The sequence below is a fragment of the Priestia megaterium NBRC 15308 = ATCC 14581 genome (genome assembly GCF_000832985.1).
GTDB classification, from domain to species: Bacteria; Bacillota; Bacilli; order Bacillales; family Bacillaceae_H; genus Priestia; species Priestia megaterium.
The window spans coordinates 1,218,583-1,241,021 of sequence record NZ_CP009920.1; the positions used below are offsets into that span (position 1 = coordinate 1,218,583).

Genomic DNA, 22,439 nt, shown 5'->3' on the forward strand with positions numbered 1-22,439 from the left:
TAACTGAAAATTATAATTTAATCATTTTTTTGTCAAAAAAGTTATATTACTAGACAAATTAAAGGAAAAACAAAAACGCCACGAGTTCCAAAGCTGTATGTTTGGAATCTGTGGCGTTGTGATATAGCTTTAATGTTTGTTAAAACTATATCAAATTAAGGACGTTCAACGATTGTTGCAACGCCTTGGCCTCCGCCAATACATAACGTTGCTAACCCAAGTTTTGCGTCGCGTTTTTGCATTTCATGAATAAGTGAAACTAGGACACGTGTACCACTTGCACCAATAGGATGTCCAAGCGCAATTGCTCCACCGTTTACATTTAAAATATCATGATTAAATTGAAGTTCACGATCCACAGCGATTGACTGTGCAGCGAATGCTTCGTTCGCTTCTACTAATTGAACATCTTCTAATGAAACAGCAGCTTTTTCCAGCGCCTTTTTCACTGCGCTTACAGGACCGATTCCCATAATGCTTGGGTCTACTCCGGCAGTTGCATTACTTTTAATTGACACTAATGGTGTTAGGCCTAACTCGTCTGCTTTTTTACGGCTCATTACCACTACTGCCGCTGCACCGTCATTGATACCAGATGCATTACCAGCTGTTACAGAACCGTCTTTTTTGAAGGCAGGACGTAGTTTCCCTAAGCTTTCAGCCGTTGTGCCTGCGCGCGGGAACTCATCTTGTTCAAAAATAGTTACTTGACCTTTTCTTCCAGGCACTTCTACTGGCACGATTTCATCTTTAAAACGACCAGATTGAATAGCTGCTTCTGCTTTTTGCTGACTTGAAGCTGCAAACGCATCTTGTTCGTCACGAGTAATTTCATATTTATCACACAGATTTTCAGCTGTAACGCCCATATGGTAGTCATTAAATGCACACCATAATCCATCTTGAATCATGCTGTCAACTACTTTTTGGTCGCCCATTTTAAACCCGTTGCGTGCATTTTTTAATAAGTATGGTGCTTGGCTCATGTTTTCCATTCCACCAGCAACAATCACATCAGCATCCCCAGCAAGAATCGCTTGTGTAGCGAGATGTACTGCTTTTAGTCCTGATCCGCATACTTTATTGATGGTTAATGCTGAAACAGTTTCAGGTAAACCTGCTGCTAAAGTTGCTTGTCGTGCTGGATTTTGTCCTAAACCTGCTTGTAAGACATTTCCCATAATAACTTCATCTACTTCGTTTGCTGATACCCCTGCTTTGTTTAAAGCTTCTTTAATTACAGTACCACCTAAAGTTGTTGCGGATACATTTTGTAAGCTTCCCCCAAAGCTGCCGATTGCTGTACGTACAGCGCTTACAATGACTACTTCTGTTTGACCCATGTCGAAAACCTCTCCTTACTGTTTGATTACTGTGATTAACTGTCACCTGTATTAATTTCGACATCGCTTGCGAAATTCCTCTTTTTTTGTAAAAATTTATAATTTTTATTGAATTTTAATTTTTTAGAATTAAAATAAATATTAGTAAGCGTTTACAATGTAGGAGGAGAGCGGTTTATGGGATTTCCTGAAAAAGTAACAATTATAGAAGTTGGTCCACGAGATGGCCTTCAAAATGAAAAAAATTTTGTTCCAACTGAAAAAAAAATTAATTTTATCAAAAAATTAAAAGAAGCTGGACTATCCGAAATCGAAATTACATCCTTTGTTTCTCCAAAATGGGTTCCTCAAATGAAAGATGCTTCTACTGTTGCAGATACATTTCAGCCTGATACATGTCGAAACATTGTGCTTGTGCCGAACCAAAAAGGCTTGGAAAAAGCACTGCAAGCTAATTGCCGCTCCGTTGCGCTGTTTATTGGCGTAAGCAATACCTTTAATCAAAAAAATATTAACAAAAACACCAAAGAAGCTGTACAAACGCTGCTTCCTCTCATTCAGCAGCTCAAGCAGCAAGAATGTTTTATTCGAACTTGCATTTCCACCGCCTTTTATTGCCCGTATGAAGGAAAAATACATGAACGCGACGTGCTGGCCCTTTGCGAAAGCTTTGTGAAGGCTGGAGTGAATGAGCTAAGCGTTGCTGATACAATTGGCATGGCAAACCCTAAAGATGTATTTTCACTTTTCTCGAAATTAAAACAAAACTTTCCCCACACGCTACTTGCTGCGCACTTTCACGATACGAGAGGATTAGCCATTGCAAATATCTATGCAGCTCTGCAAGCCGGTATTAACAGGTTCGATTCATCCGCTGGGGGGTTAGGTGGATGTCCATTCGCTAAGGGAGCAACGGGAAACGTAGCTACGGAAGATCTCGTCTTTATGCTTCATGAAATGGATATTTCCACTTCTATTAATGAAGAAAAGCTGCTCGAAGCGGTCGCTTTTATCGCTCCTCACATTTCAAGACCGATTGAAAGCAAGCAATACTCTTTATTTGCACAGCGTTAAAAATTAGGTTTTTATGAGAGCGATGCTATAATAAATAATAGCTATATTAACAAAAGGAGCCGCTAATCATGAAAAAATGGCTATTATTAATAGGAAGTGTTTTCGGAGCATTTGCCGCTCTTGGCATCTTTTTTACAAATCAAATGATGTACATCCGTAAAAAGACCGACAAAGTTATTATTGACCGCGATACGGAAGATGGCTTTTATGATGAGAAAGTCTATAGCACTCTTCCTAAAGAAGCATTTGTGCTTCCTTCTTCTCTAGGCTATAACATAGCTGGGACCGTTATTAAACAATACGAAAACAACCGATTTATGATTCTTTCGCACGGAGTTACAGTTCATTCACTGAACTCTATGAAATATGCTCGGCTTTTTCTAAAGCTTGGATGGAACGTCGTTCTTTATGATCATCGCCGCCACGGCAAGTCTGAAGGGAAAACAACGAGCTACGGCTATTATGAAAAACTGGACCTTCAATCCGTTGTTCACTGGGTAAAAGAACAATTCGGTTCAACTATTTCCCTCGGGATTCACGGGGAATCTATGGGAGCTGCGACCACTCTTTTGTATGCTGGAATGGAAGACGGAGCTGATTTTTATATTGTCGACTGCCCTTTTTCTGACTTAGAAGAACTTCTTGCCTATCGCTTAAAACAAGATTTCCACTTACCAAAACAGCTTGTGATGCCAGCAGCTAATATTATTTTAAAATGGCGAGAAGGCTACTCATTTAAAGACGTATCACCTATTTCAGTCGTAGATCAAATCAAACATCCTGTTCTGTTTATCCATAGTAAAGAAGATGACTATATTCTTCCTAAAATGACGGAGCAGCTGCATGCCAAAAAAATGGGAGCAAAACGGATGTATTTAGCACCTGTAGGCACTCATGCCCGCTCGTATGCTGATAATCCAGAGGAATATGAACAAGTTATTGAATCATTTTTAGAAAAAATACAAAAAGAAGCGCTTTAAAGCGCTTCTTTTGTTTTATCGATAAATGACATGCGCGGATTTAAAATTTGAGAAGGACATTTTAGCATAAACGCATAGGCACTTTCATTGTAGTCAATCGTCATATTATCATCTAAAAATACTTGCTTTGTTTTTTCGACAAGAACAGGAACAAAATTCGTCTCAATGATTACATCATCGCTCTCTTTTTCATCAACAATCCATAGCGTCGTTACACCGCTCACAACACAGCCGCATCCATCTGTATCGTATTTTAATTTTAAATATAGTGAAGAATCTTTCCCGTACTTTTCTTGTACTTTTGCTATCGCTTTATCAGTAAAGGTAATATTCATTTTCCTTTAACTCCTTTTAAACTAATTGTATAAACAAACGAAAATTGCTTATATAATGAGTATAATACACATCTCGCTTTCATTAAACTCTGGCGCTTCATATAGATGTGTACAAAAAGGAGGTTTTTTTATGTCAAAAGTACAAATTAAAGTAATGGATAACGGCTCTTTCCGTGTCACTGGAGACGTTGAATTAATTGATGCAGACGGCAACAAATTTGAAACAAAGCCGACATTTTCACTATGCCGATGTGGCCAGTCGCAAAAGATGCCCTTTTGCGACGGAAATCATAAAGGAAAATTTGACTCTTGTGTGCGCGCTGCAAAAATTTTAGACGAGCAGTAGATTCATAGAAATACAGCCTTACTGAACGAAACCATTAACGAAAAACATTGATAACCTGTGGTTAAAGCACAGGTTATTTTCTATTAAACGCATCCCCTGCCAATTTCTCTACGAGCCCCGGGGCAAGCTGATACATCTTCGAGCCTATATTCATCCACTTAGGCAAGTTGACTTCTCGTTTTGGCTTCCCAATAATATTGACCGTTTTTTCAGCTACGTATTGAGGGGTTAACATAAACTTTTCTACACTTTTTTCATAGTTTCCTGATTGATCTGCTATTGAAAAGAAGTTGGTTTGAATAGGACCTGGATTCACTGCCGTTACATAGATATCTGTTTTCGCTAATTCCATTCGCAGGCTGTTGGTAAACCCTAGCACGGCATGTTTAGAAGCTGAATAGCCACTGGATTTAGGTGTCGCAAGTTTGCCTGCTTGAGAAGCAATGTTAATAATATGTCCTTTGTTTTCTTTTAGCATATAAGCTAAAATTTCTTGTGTACATGCAATCAATCCAATAACATTGACTTGAAACATTGAGGCAATTGTCTTAATCGATGCTTCTTTCACTTCTTCAAATACACCAAAGCCTGCATTATTAATCAGGACATCAACACGCTTAATTTCACTCATCATTTTCTGAACGACTCTATTGACTTCCTCTACGTTCGCTACGTCAGCTTTGTATATGTAAGAGGTAATCCCATATTTTTGACTAATTTGCTCGGCTACTCGGTGCAGCTTTTCTTCTGTACGTGCAAGTAAAACGGGGACGCCCCCTCTTTTGGCCACTTCATAAGCTAAATGCTCTCCAAGACCTCCTGAAGCGCCTGTAATCACGACATGTTGGTTCTTTAACGAGGATTTCAAATATAACACACCTTTTTTATAAGTTAAGAGCACACAGAATAAATAAGCGTACTTTCTTTTTCATGTGTACTGATTTTATTGGCATCTTCTAAAAAATCGAGCTGACCAATTGTTTCAGAAAGAGTTAGCCCTAGTTCTTTTTCATAAATAGTAGGAAAGAGCTGTTTGCAAATATCAAACGCTGTTTGAGGACGTTCTTTTATCATGCCAAGCACTTTATCCGCTCGGTCGCTTTGCTTTTGTAACCGCTCTTGTACAAGTTCGCGAACATGTAACACTTCATCTCCATGACCTGTATAGATACAGTTTATCTCTAAATCAAGCAGACGTCTTAATGAATGATTATATTGAAGAAGCGTTTTAGGTCGCTCGCCGCTTGGTTTCATAGGAGGTTCAATGAGCGGATTAGATGAAATATGCTTTAACAGTAAATCTCCTCCAATCATAACCGCTGTTCTTTCATTGTATAATGCAATATGGCTTTGAGCATGACCTGGTACTTCAAGTACTTTCCAACTCTCTAGGTCCGGAATGTAATCTCCTTCCTGCACAGAAGTTGTAAGAGAACGATGACATGAATACTTCATTGATGCTTTTAAACGTTTTAAATAAGGGCGAAACCTTTCATCTACGCCGGCTTTCATAAAGTGGTCTTCAAAAAACGCATCGTACCACTCAAAAAAATCTGGATTTTGGGAGATCCAAGGCTGATTTTTTGCATGACCGACTATGGCGATATCTTTATGAAAAAAATCAAGCATTCCTACGTGATCAGGATGGTGATGAGTTAGGACAACTTGCTTAATATCATCTGGTTTTAATCCTATTTCATTAAGCTTTTCTTTAAATACAGACCACGCCGCCTCCGTTTTAATACCAGCATCGATTAACGTAACGGTCTGACCTTTTATAACAAAAACATTCACATCTCCTACCGCAAAAGGAGTAGGCAGCACAATTTTATATAATTGCTCATTCATCTGTATTTTTGCTCCTTTACCATCGCATTTTCTTTTAAGTTTACACGATTTTTCCTGTTATTTATACAATTGCATTCGTTTTCTGAAAATTACATTGACATCCTTCTCTTTTTCATTGCATAATGACAGAAATATAGTGAAGTTTTATTCATATCTTTAGATAACTATGCATTTTATAAAGAAGAGATACACAAACCTTTAACAGATACTGAAATCTCAGTATCTGTTTTCATTGGATAGCAAATGACTGGAGGAACTTTTAATGAAAACGGATTTAAACATCGCCTTTATTGGAGCTGGATCAATGGCTGAAGCTATGATCTCAGGGCTGCTGTCAGATAAAAAGCTTCGCCCCAATCAAATCACCGTAACAAATCATAGCAACGATAAAAGACTTCACGAACTTCGAAACGCCTATGAAATTAACATTACGCGTAATCATGCCTTGTTAATCGAAAAAAGCGATATCGTCGTGCTTGCTATTAAACCAAAAGACGTAGCGGAAAGCATTGATACGATTAAGTCCTATATTCGTCCGCACCACCTCGTTCTCTCTGTTTTAGCAGGTGTATCGACTGCCACAATTGTAAACTTGTTTGACCAAGAAGTAGCGGTTGTAAGAGCTATGCCAAATACATCGGCCTCTATTGGATTATCGGCTACAGCCATTGCACCCGGCAAGTTTGCTACAGCAGAGCATATGAACGTTACTACTGCTTTATTTGAAACGATTGGTACGGTTACAACTGTAGAGGAAGAGCAGCTTCACGCTGTAACAGGACTATCTGGAAGCGGCCCAGCGTATGTCTACTATCTAGTAGAAGCAATGGAAAAAGCAGCTGAAAAACAAGGCTTGGATACGTCAGTGTCAAATGAACTAATTCTTCAAACTCTTATCGGTGCTGCAGAAATGCTGAAACAGTCACCTAAAACGCCAGCCGTACTTCGAAAAGAAGTGATGAGTCCGGGCGGCACAACAGAAGCAGGAATCGAACAGCTTATTTCTCATAACTTCCAAGAAGCCATGATGCAGTGTATTGAACAAGCTACAATTCGCTCCAAATATTTAGGAGATACGATTGACGAAAAAATCTCGAGTAAACGTTCGTAAAGGTTCACCTCTTTCTAAAAAAAGAAAGAGGTTTTTTTATGATTAAAAATGGATAAGCAGATTATGTGAAAGAAAATTCAATGCGGTGATATAATAACTTTTGTTTAGAGTATCGAAATAATTGGAGGTTAAACCGAATGACAACAAAACTATTTTCACCTTATACAGTGAAAGATGTAACATTAAAAAACCGAATTGTGATGTCACCAATGTGTATGTATTCATGCGAAAAGGAAGACGGCGTAATAACTGACTTTCATATGGTTCACTACACAACTCGTGCGGTTGGACAAGTAGGTCTCATTATGGTTGAAGCCTCAGCTGTCGTGCCACAAGGTCGTATTTCAGCTCAAGACTTGGGAATTTGGAATGATGAGCAAAGAGATGGATTAACGAAACTTGTGACACAGCTAAAAGAAAACGGTGCAAAAACGGCCATTCAACTTGCACATGCAGGACGTAAAGCAACTGTTGAAGGCGATATTTATGCTCCTTCCGCTATTGCTTTTGATGATAAAAGTAAAAAACCTGTGGAAATGACCACAGAACAAATTCATGAAACGATTTCTGCCTTTAAAGAAAGCGCTCGACGCTCAAAAGAAGCTGGGTTTGATATTATCGAACTTCACGCTGCACACGGTTATTTAGTACATCAATTTCTATCGCCGCTAAGCAATAAACGCAGCGACGAATATGGCGGCAGCGCAGAAAATCGCTATCGTTTCTTAAAGGAAATTATTGAAGCTGTGAAAACAGAGTGGGACGGCCCTTTATTTGTCCGTGTTTCTGCTTCTGACTATACAGAAGGCGGATTAACAGTCGATGATCACGTTGCATTTGCAAAATGGATGAAAGAACAAGGCGTCGACTTAATTGATGTTAGTTCCGGTGCTCTTGTACACGCTCCAATCAACGTATACCCTGGCTATCAAGTGCCGTTTGCAGATAAAATTAAGCAGCAGGCAAATATTGATACAGGCGCAGTTGGATTAATTACAACAGGACGACAAGCAGAAGAGATTTTACAAAGCGAACGCGCTGATTTAATTTTTGTTGCGCGCGAACTTCTGCGTGATCCGTACTTCCCGCGCACGGCGGCAAAAGAACTAAATGAAACAATTTCAGCACCCGTGCAGTACGAACGCGGCTGGTAAAAAAAGACGAGGATACCCTCGTCTTTTTTTATGAAATCGTAAACCGTTTCAAGTCTTCTGCTATGTCGGTATTTGGAAAAATTTCTTTTGCTCCTTCTGCTAGCCGGCTGACTGCGTCTCCTTGGTAACGCGAACTAATATGAGATAAAATAAGACGCTCAGCCGATGCTGTTTTAGCGATTTCAGCGGCTTCTTTTGCAGTAGAATGAAAATAGTTGTAAGCAAGCTCCTCGTCTCCCGCTGAAAAAGTAGCTTCATGGACTAAAACACTTGCATGCATAGCAAGCTGAACACTTTGCATGCACTTTCTTGTATCTCCTAAAACCGTGATGACCTTCCCTTTTTTAGGCTCTCCTAAAAATTCTTGACCATTGATTATACGCCCATCTTTTAATACTACTTCTTTCCCTTCTTTTAACTGCTGATAATGAGGCCCCGGGGGAATATTCATCTCTTTTAAACGTTGAACGTCCAGTGATCCTGGCAAATCTTTTTCGACAACTCGATATCCATAAGATAAAATGCCATGTTCAAGTTTGCCAAACTCCACTGAAAAAGTTTCATCTTCAAAAATCGTTCCACTTTCACTTTCCTCTTCTATTTCAACAATCTCTAGAGGATATTGCAGATGAGTTTGACTTACAGCCAGCGTGACTTCAATAAATTCTTTAATTCCTTTTGGCCCGTATACAGTAAGCAGCGATTCTCCGCCTTGAAACGAACGGCTTCCAAGGAGTCCAGGCAATCCGTAAATATGATCACCGTGAAGGTGCGTAATAAAAATTTTCTCAATTCGCCTCGGTTTAACGGTTGTATGTAAAATTTGATGCTGAGTTGCTTCTCCACAATCAAAAAGCCACACCGCCCCTCTTTCTTGCAAAAGTTCGAGCGCAAGAGATGAAACATTCCGCTGTTTCGCCGGTACTCCTGCACCCGTTCCTAAAAATAACAATTCCATTTTCTACTTCCTCCTTCATACGCACAAAAAGCCTGTAAGTATATTATACAGGCTTTTTGCAAACTTACCTATTTGATGCTGTCAAGCGCATACGTAATAGTAGCTAATAACAGCTCAATATCACTTTCCTCAATGTTGAGAGGCGGCGAGAGCGTGAGAACATTATTATAGCCGGCCACCGTTGCTCCATTTTTCCCAATAATGACTCCTTTGCTTTTGCATTTAGCAACCACTTCATTTACAAGATTAACGTCTAACGGTTCTTTCGTTTGTTTATCAGCTACAAGTTCAATTCCAATTAAAAGCCCTTTACCTCTTACGTCTCCAACGTATGGGTGGCTATCGATAAGCGGCGTTAGCTCACTTAATACGTAAGCTCCGAGCTGTTTAGAACGATCAAAAAGATTTTCTCTCTCCATAATTTCTAAATTCTTTAATGCCAGTGCACATGCAGCCGGGCTTCCTCCAAATGTATTAACATGGCGAAAATACTCGTACTGATCGCTATCTTTGAACGCTTCATAAATTTCTTTTTTAACAGCAGTTGCAGAGAGCGGAAGATATGCGCTTGTAATTCCTTTTGCCATGGTAATGATATCTGGTTTTACATCGTAATTCATAAAACCAAAGGCTTCTCCTGTACGTCCAAAGCCGCAAATAACTTCATCTGCAATTAAAAGTGCACCGTGTTTTTCACACGTTTCTTTTACGCCTTTCATATAATTTTGAGGCGGTAAAAGAATTCCTCCTCCTGTAATAATTGGCTCCATAATAACAGCGGCAATCGTTTCACTTAGCTCCCACGTCATAACATTGTCAATATCTTTTACAGATTGAAGCTGTTCTTTGGGTGCATCGTAGTCATCTTGCCCTCGGTACGAATCAGGCGGGGCAACGTGAATAAAGCCAGGGGCAAGCGGTTCATATTTATATTTACGCTGAGCTTGGCCCGTTGCTGCTAGTGCGCCCATTGAATTTCCGTGATACCCTCGGTAACGCGAAATAAATTTGTAGCGAGAATGCTCTCCTTTTTGCTGATGGTACTGACGCACAATTTTAAAAGCCGTTTCATTTGCTTCAGATCCGCTATTTGAAAAGAAAATAACATAGTCATCACCTAACATTTCATTTAGCTTCTCTGCCAGTTTGATAGCAGGTACGTGAGATTGAGTGAGTGGAAAATAAGCCAGTTCTTTTAGCTGCTCATAGGCTGCGAGCGCTAATTCATCCCGTCCATACCCGGTATTTACACACCAAAGCCCTGCCATTGCATCTAAATAGCGATTTCCTTGTTCATCTGTAATCCAAGCACCTTTTGCTTTTGTAGCTACCATCGTTGCATCCGGACTGTATGGTTTCATTCCATGCCATACATACTGCTCATCTTTTGCACGCAGATCTTTTTCATTTTGACTGACCTGTACCATCTTATCCACTCCCAAATCGCTAGCGCGGTATTTTTTTCTGTATGAAAAGACTTCGACAAAATGCCGAAGCCACTTGCTATATTCATCTATATGTTAAAAGTCAAAGCGTGATGTAACCATCTTTTTACGTGTAAAGAAGTTCAAACCGTCTTTGCCGTTGACATGCAAATCTCCGTAAAAAGAGTCTTTCCAACCGGAGAATGGGAAGAAGGCCATTGTAGCAGGTACTCCTACGTTAATACCGAGCATACCCGCATCTGCTTCTTCTCTAAATTGACGTACCGCTTTTGCATCTTTTGTATAAATCGTTGCTCCATTTCCAAAACGAGATTTTTCCATATAGCGAAGTGCTTCATCTAATGTGTCAGCGCGAAGCAAGCTTAGTACAGGTGCAAAAATCTCTTCTTTAGCAATGGTCATATCAGGAGTTACGCGGTCAAAAATTGTTGCTCCTAAGAAATTGCCTTCCATATGTTCATCCATTTCTTTACGTCCGTCACGAATGAGTTCCGCCCCTTCTTTCATGCCCAGTTCAATATAATCCAGCACCTTATCACGGTGCTCTTTTCGAATCACAGGCGTTAGAAGCACTTCATCATCAAAGCCGCTTCCCATAATTAATTCATCTGCTTTTTGCTTTAATTTTGCGACGAATTCATCGCCTTTTTCACCAACCACGACCACGGCGCTGCACGCCATGCATCGCTGGCCGGCACTTCCATAAGCCGAGCTGATAATATGTGATACTGCTTTATCCATATCGCAGTCTGGCATCACAACATGATGATTTTTAGCTCCAGATAAAGCCTGAACTCGTTTCCCTTGAGCTGCAGCTTGTTCATAAACATATTTTGCTACCGGCTGCGATCCGACGAATGAAATCGCTTTAACTTTTTCATGCTCTATTAATCCGTTCACAACATCGTGTGCCCCGTGCACAATATTTAATAATCCATCCGGTGCTCCTGCTTCTGTAAAAAGTTCAGCAAGTCGCGTTGCTAAAAGCGGCGTTCGCTCAGACGGTTTTAATACAAACGCATTTCCACATACAATTGCAAGAGGGAACATCCAAAGCGGTACCATCATCGGAAAGTTAAAAGGTGTGATGCCGCCAACGACACCCAGTGGAAAACGGAACATCTCAGAATCAATTTCTTCCGCTATGTTATTTAATGATTCCCCCATTAATAAAGTAGGAGCACCCGCGGCAAACTCCACGCATTCAATACCGCGCTGTACTTCACCGTAAGCTTCTTTAAAAGCCTTGCCGTTTTCTTGTACCACTAATTTAGCTAACTCTTCATGATGCTTAACTAGTAAATGCTGAAACGCAAACATTAATCTTGCTCGTTTTGGAGCAGGCACGTTACGCCATGTTTCAAATGTTTTTTGAGCTGTTTCCACCGCATTGGCTACGTCTTCTTTTGTAGAAAGCGGTACTTTTGCAATGACTTCGCCCGTCGATGGATTAATTACCTCTCCAAATTTTTCCCCTGCCGTATCAACCCATTTTCCGCCCACGTAATTTTTTAAAACTTGCGTATCATTATTCACAACTGACATATCGCTTGGCCTCCTCAAAAAATAAGAAATGACAAATCTACCTTTATTATTGAATAAATAAATGGTGGTTGCATTAGACAAAATGTGAAACAACTCTAGATTCTCGTTTCACATTTTGCGCAGTGAACTCGGAGAAAGCATGAACTAAAATGAACATATAGTAAAATCAGCCTCGACATAAAAAAACAGCTGTTTCCAGCTGCTTACTTATCCGTTTATAAATTCCGCGCGCGACTTTTTCATCATAAACAAATATTCATATGCCATAATCATAAACTCAATTGCCAGTCGTTTTTCCGGCTCCATAAAGTCTTCACCCAGCAGCTTTTCTAGTTTTTCGATACGGTGATACAGCGTTTGCCGGACAATGTATAAACGCTTAGCCGTCTCTTGTTTAGATCCGTTGCATGCTAAATAAATTTTTAATGTTTCCATAAGTTTTGCATTATACGTTTCATCATATGTAATAACGGGCTGCAGATATTCAAACACCACTTCCTGTAAGTCTTCATGTTGATGTAAAAGCGAAATAATCCGGTACATATGCAAATCATCATAAAAATGAATAATGGTTTGTTTTTGTAGCATTTCTTGAATCGAAATCGTTTCTTTAGCCGTTTCATAGCTTTTATGCATGCAGTCAAGCTGTTCACAGTATTGGCCAATTCCGATAAAGCTAATGGCGTTCCTCTTTGAATTTTCATCCGATTCATATTGATTCATCCAGCGATGAAGGCTGTTTTCTAATCTCTCTCTCCACGTGCTAACCATTCGTTTGTTCAAAAGAATAAATAATACTTCGCGATTTCGCTCGGAGACTAATAAGTGAAAGCCTTCTTGTTCAAAAATGCTTCTCAAGATCAGCTTAAAATACGTTCGATCAAACTTCTCCCGCCTTTGCCACTTACAGCAAACAACGACACCTCCGCGAATAGGCGAATCTGAACACACTTCGTGCATAGAGTCTTTTATTTGTTCAAGAGTTAACTCTCCGTTCATCCATTTTGTCATCCATTCGGTTTCATCTACTCTTTTTTTCTCTTCGACATACAGGTCCTTCAAAAAATGCTGAGCAAGTGCAGTCGCCGTTCGGTCAACGGTGAGCACTTCAAGTTCTGTTAACGCTTCATTTATAGAAGCAACATATAGCTGAGCATAATCTTGTCCTAATAAATGAATAGGCTGCTCAGTAAAATGCAGACTTTCATTTTCCCTGCTTATATAATGAAGTAGGAGCTGCTGTTTAAGCAAGTCCATCTCAGGAGCAAAGGTAATCAATTCATTTGAAACTTTAAGGCCGACAAGAAGCCCCGTAGATTCATATAAACACTGTAAGATGAGGGCCGGATCATTAACTGTTAACAGCAGCTGATTTAGCCTATGAGAATACTGTTCTAAATCGGAAATCATTTGATAGTGCTGATTAATTAAAAGCGAGTGAACATCTTGCGTAATTTCAACGAACGGAACTTCCTCGTGAAATAAAATAATCGGAAAATCACATTCGTTCGCTTTATCAATTACAATTTGCGGAATCTTAGAAGTATAAGTGCCAAGTTCAATACACAGTCCTGATGCCTTGCAAGAAATTAATTGCTGAAGAAATGATAAACAAGATTGAGAATCTTCTCCCCAGCCTACCCCTGTTGATAAAATGAGCTCGTTTCCTTTTAGCAGCTCATTAATGCGCGTCACTTCCATCACGTGCACCCACTTAACAGAATTAGTAAGCCCTCTCTCTCCAGCTATTACTTCACAGTTTACAAAATGTTTCCTTGTTAAAATCTCTGTTACTGTTAAATATGATTTCAAGTCAACACCGCCCCTAGCGAATTTCACATCATGTCTCCTGGATCATTAACGCGTATTTCGCATATGTGTAGAACAAAAGCTATATCTTCTTACATTATATTAAATATTTAGAAGAAATAAAATATTTAATGAAAGAAACGAAAAAAGCTGTAACGATAATGGATCGTTACAGCTTCTGAGCTGTTTGCTGTAATTTATTAAAAAAACCTTGGCGTTTAACCGCTTGTTCTTTAATTCGGTGAATTTCTTTTTTATAAAAACGCAAATCTTGTAGTGACACTGCATTTAACATTTCCATTTTTAATTTATCAATAATTTTTGTTTCTTCCTGTGTCATACACTGCATAGCTTGATCCATCCGTGTCACACCCTTTTTGTATTTAATAGATTTAGTTTGAAAACGTTCTACTATAATATTTACTACAATTTACTAGATAACTAAACCTTTTCTCTTTCGATGTAAACGAAATGTAACAACTGTAATACAGTCAATGGATAATATCTAGTTATTTTGTTTCACATCCAAAACGAAAAAAACACAAAAACGGATCACTTTTGTCAGCCAATATAGTAAATAACTTATAGGGATTAGTAAACAAATAAAGAGATTGAAACATAATTAAAATTCCAATCAACAGCTAGAAGCACCTTCGTATATGAAACCTACGTTCACCCTGCCAATAAAAAAATCCGAACGATTCACCGTTCGGATCTTCCTTCAGCTAAATTAATTTTGTCCCAGCCTCCGTTTTTATACTTGTTGAATCAGTACGGATGAAAAATATTTTCTAGCATCCGCCGTCAATATATGAAGGGTTTCTTGTTCGGTTTGGTTATTTTCGGTGCGTTCAAACGTCACAAATGCCCCGCTTAGATTCTCCGTTACGGCTGTTATTTTAAATCCTTTTTGCAGCAAAAAATCAATCTTTTCTCGCTCTGCCATATATTCATGGTAACTTGACATTTCCCTGCCCCCGATCTATTTCTTCATCTGTTTTTATAACATTAATTTTTCAGCTTCGTTAGCCGTGTTTAACTCATTAAACTTTGCTCGTTTTGTAAATTGTCCGTAGCCTTTTTGACCGACAAACTGCTTATCTTTTACGACAAATTCCCCGCGGCAAAGTACTGAAACCGGCTCACCCGTGACTTTCATTCCCTCAAATGCGCTATAATCAACTGCCATATGATGCGTGTTTGCTGAAATCGTACGTTCAACAGAAGGGTCAAATATAAGCAGATCCGCGTCTGCGCCAACCGCTATTGTTCCTTTTTTCGGGTACAGTCCGAACAGCTTAGCAATTTTTGTTGATGTTATATCTACAAACTGATTGATATTAATTCGTTTCTTCACTACTCCTTCTGAAAATAAAATACTCATGCGATCCTCGATAATAGGGCCTCCGTTTGGAATTTTCGTAAAATCTCCTTTTCCCAGATCTTTTTGACCGTTAAAATCAAACGAACACTGATCTGATCCAATCGTTTGCAAGTCGCCATTACGCAGAGCATTCCACAAAACATCTTGGTTCCATTTTTCACGTAAAGGCGGCGACCATACGTATTTTGCTCCTTCAAAATTCGGTTTTTCTAAATAGGTTTGGTCAAGCATCAAATACTGCGGACACGTTTCGCCCCAGATATTTACGCCTTTTTCCCTTGCTTCAGCAATCTTTTTAACTGCTTCAGCGCACGACACGTGAACAACATAGAGCTGTGAGTCAGCCAGCTCCGTTAGCACCGCGGCTCTTCCCGTAGCTTCTCCTTCTATTTCTGGAGGGCGAGTCAGTGCATGATAGATAGGATCGGTTTGTCCTTGTTCTAGTGCTTTTGCCGTTAAATACTCAATAACATCTCCATTTTCAGCATGTACCATCACAAGCGCCCCTAATTTTTTAGCTTGCACTAGCGTTTGATAAAGGGTAGCATCGTCTGCTTGAAAAACATTTTTATAGGCCATGAATACTTTAAAAGAAGTAATTCCTTCTTTTTCAATAATCGTAGGAAGCTCATTTAATACATCTTCCGTGATTTCTCCAATCATTAGATGAAAGCTATAATCGATAGCCGCTTTTCCTTTTGATTTTTCATGCCATGTGCCGATCGCTTTTTGCAGCGGTTCGCCTTTATTGGTTAAGCAAAAATCAATAACAGTTGTCGTACCTCCAAAAGCTGCTGCTCTTGTACCTGTTTCAAAGTCATCTTTTGTAACGGTGCCTCCAAACGGCATATCTAAATGAGTATGAGGATCGATCCCTCCTGGAAATATATAGTTGCCTTTTGCATCAATCACTTCACAACCCTGCTCTTCAAATGCCGAGCCAATTGCCGAAATGACTCCATTTTCAATTAAAATATCGGCTTTATACGTATCTGTTGCTGTGACTACCACACCATTTTTAACGATTTTCTTCATTTCTTCATCCCCTTTGTATTTATACGTCTAATCGCTGTGCAGCCGTCGCTTGTAAAGCAGCTTGGCGTTCATTCCACGTCATTGGAGACTGTTCATTCGGTAATTCAACCATGGATATAGCCCCATCCACCGGACATACAATCGAACATAAATTACAGCCTACACAATCTTCTTCTCTTACTTTTAAATAAGATTTTCCTGAAGGGTCTTTCAGCATATCAATACATTGGTGAGAAGTATCTTCACAAGAAATATGACATTTATTGCAGTTAATACACGTATCCGGATCGATGCGAGCCACTACTTTATAATTGAGATCTAAGTTGCCCCAGTCGGAATATTTTGAAACGGCTTTCCCTACAATATCACTTACTTTTTCAATTCCTCTTTCATCCAAATAATAATTGAGACCTTGAATCATATCCTCTACAATGCGGAACCCGTGATGCATTGCAGCTGTACATACTTGCACACCTGTAGCACCCATGAGCATAAATTCGACGGCTTCTTGCCAGTTCGAAACGCCTCCCATACCTGATATTGGAACGTTAATAAACGGACTTCTCGCACATTCAGCAACCATGTTTAATGCAATCGGCTTAACAGCCGGGCCGCAATAACCTCCGTGAGCGCCTTTTCCTGCTACGTGTGGAATCGTATTCCATGAATGAATGTCTACTCCTGCTAAACTATTAATAGTGTTAATCATGCTCACAGCGTCAGCACCGCCTCGAACCGCTGCTTCTGCTGTAACGGTGATATCTGTGATATTTGGAGTTAATTTAACAATGACCGGCGTTTGGGCAACTTCTTTAGCCCAATACGTTTGTTTTTCAACCAAATCAGGGACTTGCCCAGAGGCAGCACCCATCCCTCGTTCTGCCATTCCATGCGGACACCCAAAGTTCAGCTCTAATCCATCCACTCCTACGTCTTCTACTTTTTTGACAATTTCATGCCATTTTTCTTGCTGAGGCTCTACCATAAGAGAGGCAATAATTGCGTGGTTAGGAAACTTCTTTTTCGTTTCATAGATTTCCTTCAAATTAACTTCAAGAGGACGATCGGTGATTAACTCAATATTATTAAAGCCGGCTACGCGCTGACCGTTGAAGCCAACGGCAGCAAATCGTGAGGAAACATTTAAAATCGGATCACCAAGCGTTTTCCAAACTGCGCCTCCCCAGCCTGCTTCAAATGCACGCTGCACTTGATAACCTGAATTGGTTGGCGGTGCGGATGCCAGCCAAAACGGATTTGGTGATTGAATACCTGCTAAATTTGTTGTTAAATCTGCCATAGATTTCTCCTCCTCCTGATTTTAAGCTGTTTCCATTGTTTCTTTTGTTAACTGCATATGAATATTTAACGCCGTTTGTTTTCCTTGCTGAGCAGCGGTCACAACCATTGCTTCTCCTTGCCCTTTACCAAAAATAACGTCTCCGCAAGCAAATACTTTTGGATTTGATGTTTGAAACGTCTCTTGATTAATTAAGACAACTCCGTCTTCATGATGCAGCTGAAATTGTTGAATCAAAGACAGGTACCGTTCTTGACCAATTGCTTTAACAACAGCATCGACTGGAATGGTAAACGTTGAACCTTCAACAGGAACAGGCTTTCTTCGGCCGTCTGCATCTGGATCTGTTAGAGTCATTTTTACACATTCAATCCCGCTCACCTTACCATTTTCATCTCCAATAATTCGTATAGGAGCCGTTAACCAGCGGAATTCAACACCATCTTGTTTTGCAAATTCAAATTCAAAATCATAAGCCGTCATTTCTTCTCGTGTACGACGGTATAAAATTTGAACATTTTCAGCCCCCAAGCGCACGGAACATGTAGCACCATCAATCGCAGTATTTCCCGCACCAATGACGGCAACACGCTTACCCACAAATTCTGTTGATAACGCTTCTGACTTCGTTTTTTTCACAAAATCAATCGCATCATACACACCGTCTAGCTCTTCACCTTCAACATGTAGAGAAGGCACCTTGCTCATACCAATAGCTAATACAACCGCGTCATACGACTGCAGCAATTCGCTCGGAAGAATATCTTCTCCAATTCTTACGTTTGTTTTAATTTTTACATCTAATCTTTTTACTTGTTCAACTTCCCAAAATGAAATCGCTTGAGGAAGACGAAACGACACGATTCCATATGTATTTAACCCTCCTGCTTGTTTTTCCGCTTCAAAAATGGTTACATCATATCCAAATCGCGCCAGTTCTCTTGCTGCAGAGAGACCCGCCGGACCTCCACCAACAATTGCTACCTTTTTACCGTTTGCTCTTCCTTTCTCAAACAGCACCTGTTCATTTTGAATAGCCCAATCCGTTGCGTAGCGCTGCAAATTTCCAATCATAATTGGTTTGGTTGAGTGGTTAAGTACACACGCTCCTTCACATAGTTCATCGGTTGGACAAACTCTCGAACAGCTTGCTCCTACGGGATTAGAAGACATAATCGTTTCGGCAGACCCCTTTAAATTGCCCGATGCAATTTTTTTAATAAACGTCGGGATGTCAATTCCTGTAGGGCATGCCTGAATACAGGGTGCATCATAACAGTACAAACATCGATTAGATTCTTCGACTGCTTCTCTATCTGAAAACCCTTTTTCTACTTCATTAAAGTTTTGAATGATGGACTGCAAACTTTCCTGTGATCGCATTGCATCAACCTCCCAAGGATATCTGTTGATAAAACTAAAATTGAAAGCGCTTACATATTTTTTATATACGTTATTTTCAACTTCTACTTTGGTAAAATGTATTACTAACTTTATTGTACAAAACGACCGTCTTTTCTTCATTATACATTATGTTAAAAAATTCAGACTATTTACTATTCACTATGTAAAAAGCCTTGCTTTTATATAAAAGCAAGGCTGCAACTATTATTTGGCTACTTCTTTAATAATCGACACTACTAGTTCAGATGTCTTCACCAGTTCTTCTACCGGAATTTTTTCATTTGTTGTATGAATATCTTCATAACCAACTGCTAAGTTGACTGTTGGGATATCAAAGCCAGCGATTACATTTGCATCGCTTCCGCCTCCGCTTTGAAGCAGGCGTGAAGGACGATCGATATTAACCACGGCTTTTTTAGCAACTTCGACAACATGATCTCCATCGCCAAATTTAAAGCCTGGATACATCACTTTAATATCAACTTCTGCACGTCCGCCCATTTCTTGTGCAGCTGTTTCAAACGCTTCTTTCATTTTCGCTACTTGCGCTTCCATTTTTTTTGGAATTAATGAACGAGCTTCTGCTAAAATATCGACGCGGTCACACACGATATTCGTTTGCGTTCCGCCTTCAAAGCGTCCAATATTCGCTGTAGTCTCTTCATCAATACGTCCAAGCGGCATTTTAGAAATGGCTCTTGAAGCGATCGTAATAGCAGAAACGCCTCGTTCAGGAGCTACACCTGCATGAGCTGTTTTTCCATAAATTGTTGCATTTACTTTTGCTTGCGTCGGCGCAGCAACGATAATGTCTCCCACTTTGCCATCGCTATCTAAAGCATAGCCGAATTTTGCCGTTACGAGGCTAGAATCAAGAGCTTTAGCGCCCACTAAGCCAGATTCTTCTCCTACTGTAATAATAAATTCAATTTTGCCGTGCGCGATGTTTTCTTCTTTTAATACGGTGATGGCTTCTAGCATTGCTGCTAAGCCTGCTTTATCATCCGCTCCAAGAATTGTCGTGCCGTCACTTTTAATATAGCCATCTTCAATAGATGGTTTAATACCGTTTCCAGGTACGACTGTATCCATATGAGAAGTAAAGTAGATTGTGTCTACGCCTTCTTTTGTAGCTGGCAGTGTGCAGATTAAGTTGTTGGCTCCGTGGCCCGTTTTTTCTTTGGCATCATCTTCTACTACTTCGACGCCTAATGCGGTAAATTTTTCTTTTAGTACAACAGCAATTTTTTCTTCATGCTTTGTTTCTGAGTCTACTTGTACTAATTCAATAAATAAATCAACGATTCGTTGTTCATTAATCATAATATGTAATCCCTCCAAAAATAACCTACAATGGTATGTTACCATGTTTCTTTGCTGGACGCTCTTCCTTTTTATTGTGCAACATTTCAAGCGCTTGTATTAATTTTATTCGCGTTTCCCGAGGATCAATAACATCATCCACCATTCCAGCGCTTGCCGCTACGTAAGGATTAGCAAATTTCTCGCGATACTGTTCAATTTTTTCGTGTCTTGTTTCATCTGGGTTTTCGCTACCTCGAATGTCGTTTGCAAAGATAATATTTGCAGCACCTTGAGGACCCATAACAGCGATTTCGGCATTCGGCCACGAATACACAAGGTCCGCTCCAATCGATTTACTATTTAAAGCTACGTATGCACCTCCGTACGCCTTTCGCAAAATCACCGTGATTTTCGGAACGGTAGCTTCGGAGTATGCATATAAAATTTTAGCACCATGACGTATAATTCCGCCATGTTCCTGCTTGATACCTGGGAAAAAACCTGTAACATCTTCAAATGTAATAAGTGGGATATTAAATGAATCGCAAAATCGAATAAACCTTGCTGCTTTATCTGAGGAGTTAATATCTAAACTGCCTGCCATTACTTTAGGCTGGTTACACACAAGTCCGACAACTTTTCCATCTATGCGGGCAAAACCAATGACAATATTTCTTGCAAAGTCTTTTTGCACTTCAAAAAATGAGTGTTCGTCCACCACTTGGTGAATGACTTGACGCACATCGTAAGGGCGCACGGCATCAAACGGGACAACGTCTAATAAATCCGGACGATAATGATCAGACTCTGCCTTTGAGGCTAAAGGAGGCTGCTCTTGGCTAGACTGAGGAAGATAGCTTAAGAGCGTTCGTACTTGTTCTAGCACCTCTTGTTCTGTTGCACCTCTAAAATGGGCATTACCGCTAATTTCGTTATGGACAGCTGCTCCTCCAAGATTTTCAGAGGAAATGCTTTCTCCCGTTACCGTTTCAATTACTTTTGGTCCTGTAATGAACATTTGACTTGTTTCTTCTACCATAAAAACAAAGTCCGTAATCGCCGGTGAGTACACGGCTCCGCCTGCACAAGGCCCCATAATAACAGATATTTGAGGCATGACACCCGAATAAATGGCATTTCGATAAAAAATATGACCGTATCCATCAAGAGACATGACGCCCTCTTGAATACGAGCCCCGCCTGAATCATTTAACCCAATAAACGGCACGCCTGTTTTAGCAGCTAAGTCCATTACGTGCGCAATTTTTTTAGCATGCATTTCACCTAACGCGCCTCCGAATACCGTAAAATCTTGCGAAAACAAATAGACTGAGCGACCGTTTATCTTGCCGTAACCTGTTACTACCCCGTCTCCTGGTCCTACTTGATTATTCATACTGAAATCCGCACACCGATGTTCAATAAATGGATTTAATTCAACAAATGTATGTTCATCCAAAAGAATTTCAATTCGTTCGCGTGCCGTTAGTTTCCCTTTATGGTGCTGTTTTTCAATTTTTTCGTCTCCACCGCCTAACTCGATCTTCCGGCGCTTATCGTACAATTCATTTAATTTATCATAAATGTCAACCATGTTTCTTCTCCTCCTCTAGTGTTTTTTCACAGAGCTCATAAAGAACACCGTTTGCTGACTTTGGATGCAAAAAAGCAATGGATGCTTCCCCTGCGCCTTTTCTCGGAACATCGTCAATCATTTGTACACCCTTTTCCTTTAACTCGTGAATCCGTTCTTCAATCGTTCGCACACCTAAAGCCACATGATGAAGACCTTCACCTCTCTTTTTGATGAACGCGCCGACAGCACTGTCTTCAAAGAGCGGCTCTAATAATTCAATTTTTACGTTGCCGCACTGAATAAAAGCAACTTTTACTCCTTGTTCTTCTACTTCTTCTACTTTTAATAGAGACAGTCCTAATACCTTTTCATAAAAAGGGAGGCTGCCTTCAATTGATTTTACAGCTATTCCTATGTGATCAATTCCTTTTATCACTTTCTCACCTCTTTTAAAAAAGCGTTTTCATTTACACATATTCTTGAAAAC

The 22,439-nt window shown here is 39.8% G+C and carries 21 protein-coding genes; 5 read left to right on the forward strand and 16 right to left on the reverse strand.

The genetic code is table 11. The annotated features are described in order from the left end of the window. Positions 1–155: 155 nt before the first annotated feature. Complete coding sequence (locus tag BG04_RS06805) at positions 156–1,343, reverse strand: acetyl-CoA C-acetyltransferase (protein WP_013084946.1); 1,188 nt, start codon at positions 1,341–1,343, stop codon at positions 156–158. Between the two features lie 177 nt (positions 1,344–1,520). Between BG04_RS06805 and BG04_RS06810 the strand changes: the two genes are divergently transcribed. Further along, the gene (locus BG04_RS06810; RefSeq protein ID WP_034649002.1) at positions 1,521–2,417 is read left to right on the forward strand and encodes a hydroxymethylglutaryl-CoA lyase; all 897 of its coding nucleotides are present in this window, start codon (positions 1,521–1,523) and stop codon (positions 2,415–2,417) included. Positions 2,418–2,485: 68 nt separating this feature from the next. Next, entirely contained in the window at positions 2,486–3,397 is a 912-nt protein-coding gene (locus tag BG04_RS06815) for an alpha/beta hydrolase (protein WP_034649000.1), read from the forward strand. Here the strand turns inward: BG04_RS06815 and BG04_RS06820 are convergent. After that, a complete protein-coding gene (locus BG04_RS06820) occupies positions 3,394–3,732 on the reverse strand; it encodes an iron-sulfur cluster biosynthesis family protein (RefSeq protein WP_013084949.1) in 339 nt (112 codons plus the stop codon). The two genes, BG04_RS06815 and BG04_RS06820, sit on opposite strands and share 4 nt — an antisense overlap. A gap of 130 nt (positions 3,733–3,862) precedes the next feature. Between BG04_RS06820 and BG04_RS06825 the strand changes: the two genes are divergently transcribed. Further along, positions 3,863–4,078: a CDGSH iron-sulfur domain-containing protein gene (locus BG04_RS06825; RefSeq protein WP_013059094.1), complete on the forward strand. Its 216-nt coding sequence runs from the start codon at positions 3,863–3,865 to the stop codon at positions 4,076–4,078. A 73-nt stretch (positions 4,079–4,151) separates the two neighbouring features. On the opposite strand, the gene BG04_RS06830 is transcribed toward BG04_RS06825, so the two are convergent. Continuing rightward, a complete protein-coding gene (locus tag BG04_RS06830; protein WP_034648997.1) occupies positions 4,152–4,946 on the reverse strand; it encodes an SDR family NAD(P)-dependent oxidoreductase in 795 nt (264 codons plus the stop codon). Between the two features lie 23 nt (positions 4,947–4,969). After that, the gene (locus BG04_RS06835) at positions 4,970–5,926 is read right to left on the reverse strand and encodes an MBL fold metallo-hydrolase (RefSeq protein ID WP_034648994.1); all 957 of its coding nucleotides are present in this window, start codon (positions 5,924–5,926) and stop codon (positions 4,970–4,972) included. Between the two features lie 262 nt (positions 5,927–6,188). Between BG04_RS06835 and proI the strand changes: the two genes are divergently transcribed. Together proI and namA are read left to right on the forward strand one after the other, a co-directional pair. Next, on the forward strand, positions 6,189–7,037 hold the full coding sequence (gene proI / locus BG04_RS06840; protein WP_013059097.1) for a pyrroline-5-carboxylate reductase ProI: 849 nt from the start codon (positions 6,189–6,191) through the stop codon (positions 7,035–7,037). A 137-nt stretch (positions 7,038–7,174) separates the two neighbouring features. Next, positions 7,175–8,191 carry an NADPH dehydrogenase NamA gene (gene namA / locus BG04_RS06845; RefSeq protein WP_013084952.1) on the forward strand — a complete coding sequence of 339 codons (1,017 nt, stop codon included), beginning with the start codon at positions 7,175–7,177 and terminating at the stop codon, positions 8,189–8,191. 28 nt (positions 8,192–8,219) lie between these two features. Here namA and rnz read toward each other — a convergent pair whose 3' ends face one another. The 12 genes from rnz to mce all read right to left on the reverse strand — a co-directional run bounded on the left by rnz (position 8,220) and on the right by mce (position 22,388). Then, the gene (gene rnz, locus BG04_RS06850) at positions 8,220–9,149 is read right to left on the reverse strand and encodes a ribonuclease Z (RefSeq protein ID WP_034648991.1); all 930 of its coding nucleotides are present in this window, start codon (positions 9,147–9,149) and stop codon (positions 8,220–8,222) included. Positions 9,150–9,217: 68 nt separating this feature from the next. After that, positions 9,218–10,576 carry an aspartate aminotransferase family protein gene (locus tag BG04_RS06855; protein WP_034648988.1) on the reverse strand — a complete coding sequence of 453 codons (1,359 nt, stop codon included), beginning with the start codon at positions 10,574–10,576 and terminating at the stop codon, positions 9,218–9,220. A 93-nt stretch (positions 10,577–10,669) separates the two neighbouring features. Next, a complete protein-coding gene (locus BG04_RS06860) occupies positions 10,670–12,139 on the reverse strand; it encodes a CoA-acylating methylmalonate-semialdehyde dehydrogenase (protein WP_034648986.1) in 1,470 nt (489 codons plus the stop codon). A gap of 207 nt (positions 12,140–12,346) precedes the next feature. Further along, entirely contained in the window at positions 12,347–13,978 is a 1,632-nt protein-coding gene (locus tag BG04_RS06865; protein WP_016765520.1) for a PucR family transcriptional regulator, read from the reverse strand. A gap of 139 nt (positions 13,979–14,117) precedes the next feature. Continuing rightward, the gene (locus tag BG04_RS06870; RefSeq protein WP_013084957.1) at positions 14,118–14,309 is read right to left on the reverse strand and encodes a hypothetical protein; all 192 of its coding nucleotides are present in this window, start codon (positions 14,307–14,309) and stop codon (positions 14,118–14,120) included. Between the two features lie 393 nt (positions 14,310–14,702). Further along, positions 14,703–14,915, reverse strand: coding sequence for a hypothetical protein (locus BG04_RS06875; protein WP_013084958.1), 213 nt, complete (start codon positions 14,913–14,915; stop codon positions 14,703–14,705). Positions 14,916–14,948: 33 nt separating this feature from the next. Then, positions 14,949–16,367 carry a dihydropyrimidinase gene (gene hydA, locus BG04_RS06880; RefSeq protein WP_016765522.1) on the reverse strand — a complete coding sequence of 473 codons (1,419 nt, stop codon included), beginning with the start codon at positions 16,365–16,367 and terminating at the stop codon, positions 14,949–14,951. Between the two features lie 19 nt (positions 16,368–16,386). Then, positions 16,387–17,667, reverse strand: a complete 1,281-nt coding sequence (gene preA, locus BG04_RS06885; RefSeq protein ID WP_034648983.1) for an NAD-dependent dihydropyrimidine dehydrogenase subunit PreA — start codon at positions 17,665–17,667, stop codon at positions 16,387–16,389. A 21-nt stretch (positions 17,668–17,688) separates the two neighbouring features. Then, positions 17,689–19,050, reverse strand: coding sequence for an NAD(P)-dependent oxidoreductase (locus tag BG04_RS06890; protein ID WP_034648981.1), 1,362 nt, complete (start codon positions 19,048–19,050; stop codon positions 17,689–17,691). A gap of 225 nt (positions 19,051–19,275) precedes the next feature. Then, entirely contained in the window at positions 19,276–20,394 is a 1,119-nt protein-coding gene (locus BG04_RS06895) for a M20/M25/M40 family metallo-hydrolase (RefSeq protein ID WP_034648979.1), read from the reverse strand. A gap of 25 nt (positions 20,395–20,419) precedes the next feature. Beyond that, on the reverse strand, positions 20,420–21,970 hold the full coding sequence (locus tag BG04_RS06900) for an acyl-CoA carboxylase subunit beta (protein WP_013084963.1): 1,551 nt from the start codon (positions 21,968–21,970) through the stop codon (positions 20,420–20,422). Beyond that, positions 21,963–22,388, reverse strand: coding sequence for a methylmalonyl-CoA epimerase (gene mce / locus BG04_RS06905; RefSeq protein ID WP_013084964.1), 426 nt, complete (start codon positions 22,386–22,388; stop codon positions 21,963–21,965). Before mce ends, BG04_RS06900 begins: the two co-directional genes overlap by 8 nt. Between the last annotated feature and the right edge of the window lie 51 nt (positions 22,389–22,439).

What these genes read in the sequence shown, in the direction of transcription:
- BG04_RS06805 (WP_013084946.1), bottom strand. Translation starts at nt 1,343, where the DNA reads ATGGGTCAAACAGAAGTAGTCATTGTAAGCGCTGTACGTACAGCAATC.
- BG04_RS06810 (WP_034649002.1), top strand. Translation starts at nt 1,521, where the DNA reads ATGGGATTTCCTGAAAAAGTAACAATTATAGAAGTTGGTCCACGAGAT.
- BG04_RS06815 (WP_034649000.1), top strand. Translation starts at nt 2,486, where the DNA reads ATGAAAAAATGGCTATTATTAATAGGAAGTGTTTTCGGAGCATTTGCC.
- BG04_RS06820 (WP_013084949.1), bottom strand. Translation starts at nt 3,732, where the DNA reads ATGAATATTACCTTTACTGATAAAGCGATAGCAAAAGTACAAGAAAAG.
- BG04_RS06825 (WP_013059094.1), top strand. Translation starts at nt 3,863, where the DNA reads ATGTCAAAAGTACAAATTAAAGTAATGGATAACGGCTCTTTCCGTGTC.
- BG04_RS06835 (WP_034648994.1), bottom strand. Translation starts at nt 5,926, where the DNA reads ATGAATGAGCAATTATATAAAATTGTGCTGCCTACTCCTTTTGCGGTA.
- proI (WP_013059097.1), top strand. Translation starts at nt 6,189, where the DNA reads ATGAAAACGGATTTAAACATCGCCTTTATTGGAGCTGGATCAATGGCT.
- namA (WP_013084952.1), top strand. Translation starts at nt 7,175, where the DNA reads ATGACAACAAAACTATTTTCACCTTATACAGTGAAAGATGTAACATTA.
- rnz (WP_034648991.1), bottom strand. Translation starts at nt 9,149, where the DNA reads ATGGAATTGTTATTTTTAGGAACGGGTGCAGGAGTACCGGCGAAACAG.
- BG04_RS06855 (WP_034648988.1), bottom strand. Translation starts at nt 10,576, where the DNA reads ATGGTACAGGTCAGTCAAAATGAAAAAGATCTGCGTGCAAAAGATGAG.
- BG04_RS06860 (WP_034648986.1), bottom strand. Translation starts at nt 12,139, where the DNA reads ATGTCAGTTGTGAATAATGATACGCAAGTTTTAAAAAATTACGTGGGC.
- BG04_RS06870 (WP_013084957.1), bottom strand. Translation starts at nt 14,309, where the DNA reads ATGGATCAAGCTATGCAGTGTATGACACAGGAAGAAACAAAAATTATT.
- BG04_RS06875 (WP_013084958.1), bottom strand. Translation starts at nt 14,915, where the DNA reads ATGTCAAGTTACCATGAATATATGGCAGAGCGAGAAAAGATTGATTTT.
- hydA (WP_016765522.1), bottom strand. Translation starts at nt 16,367, where the DNA reads ATGAAGAAAATCGTTAAAAATGGTGTGGTAGTCACAGCAACAGATACG.
- preA (WP_034648983.1), bottom strand. Translation starts at nt 17,667, where the DNA reads ATGGCAGATTTAACAACAAATTTAGCAGGTATTCAATCACCAAATCCG.
- BG04_RS06890 (WP_034648981.1), bottom strand. Translation starts at nt 19,050, where the DNA reads ATGCGATCACAGGAAAGTTTGCAGTCCATCATTCAAAACTTTAATGAA.
- BG04_RS06895 (WP_034648979.1), bottom strand. Translation starts at nt 20,394, where the DNA reads ATGATTAATGAACAACGAATCGTTGATTTATTTATTGAATTAGTACAA.
- BG04_RS06900 (WP_013084963.1), bottom strand. Translation starts at nt 21,970, where the DNA reads ATGGTTGACATTTATGATAAATTAAATGAATTGTACGATAAGCGCCGG.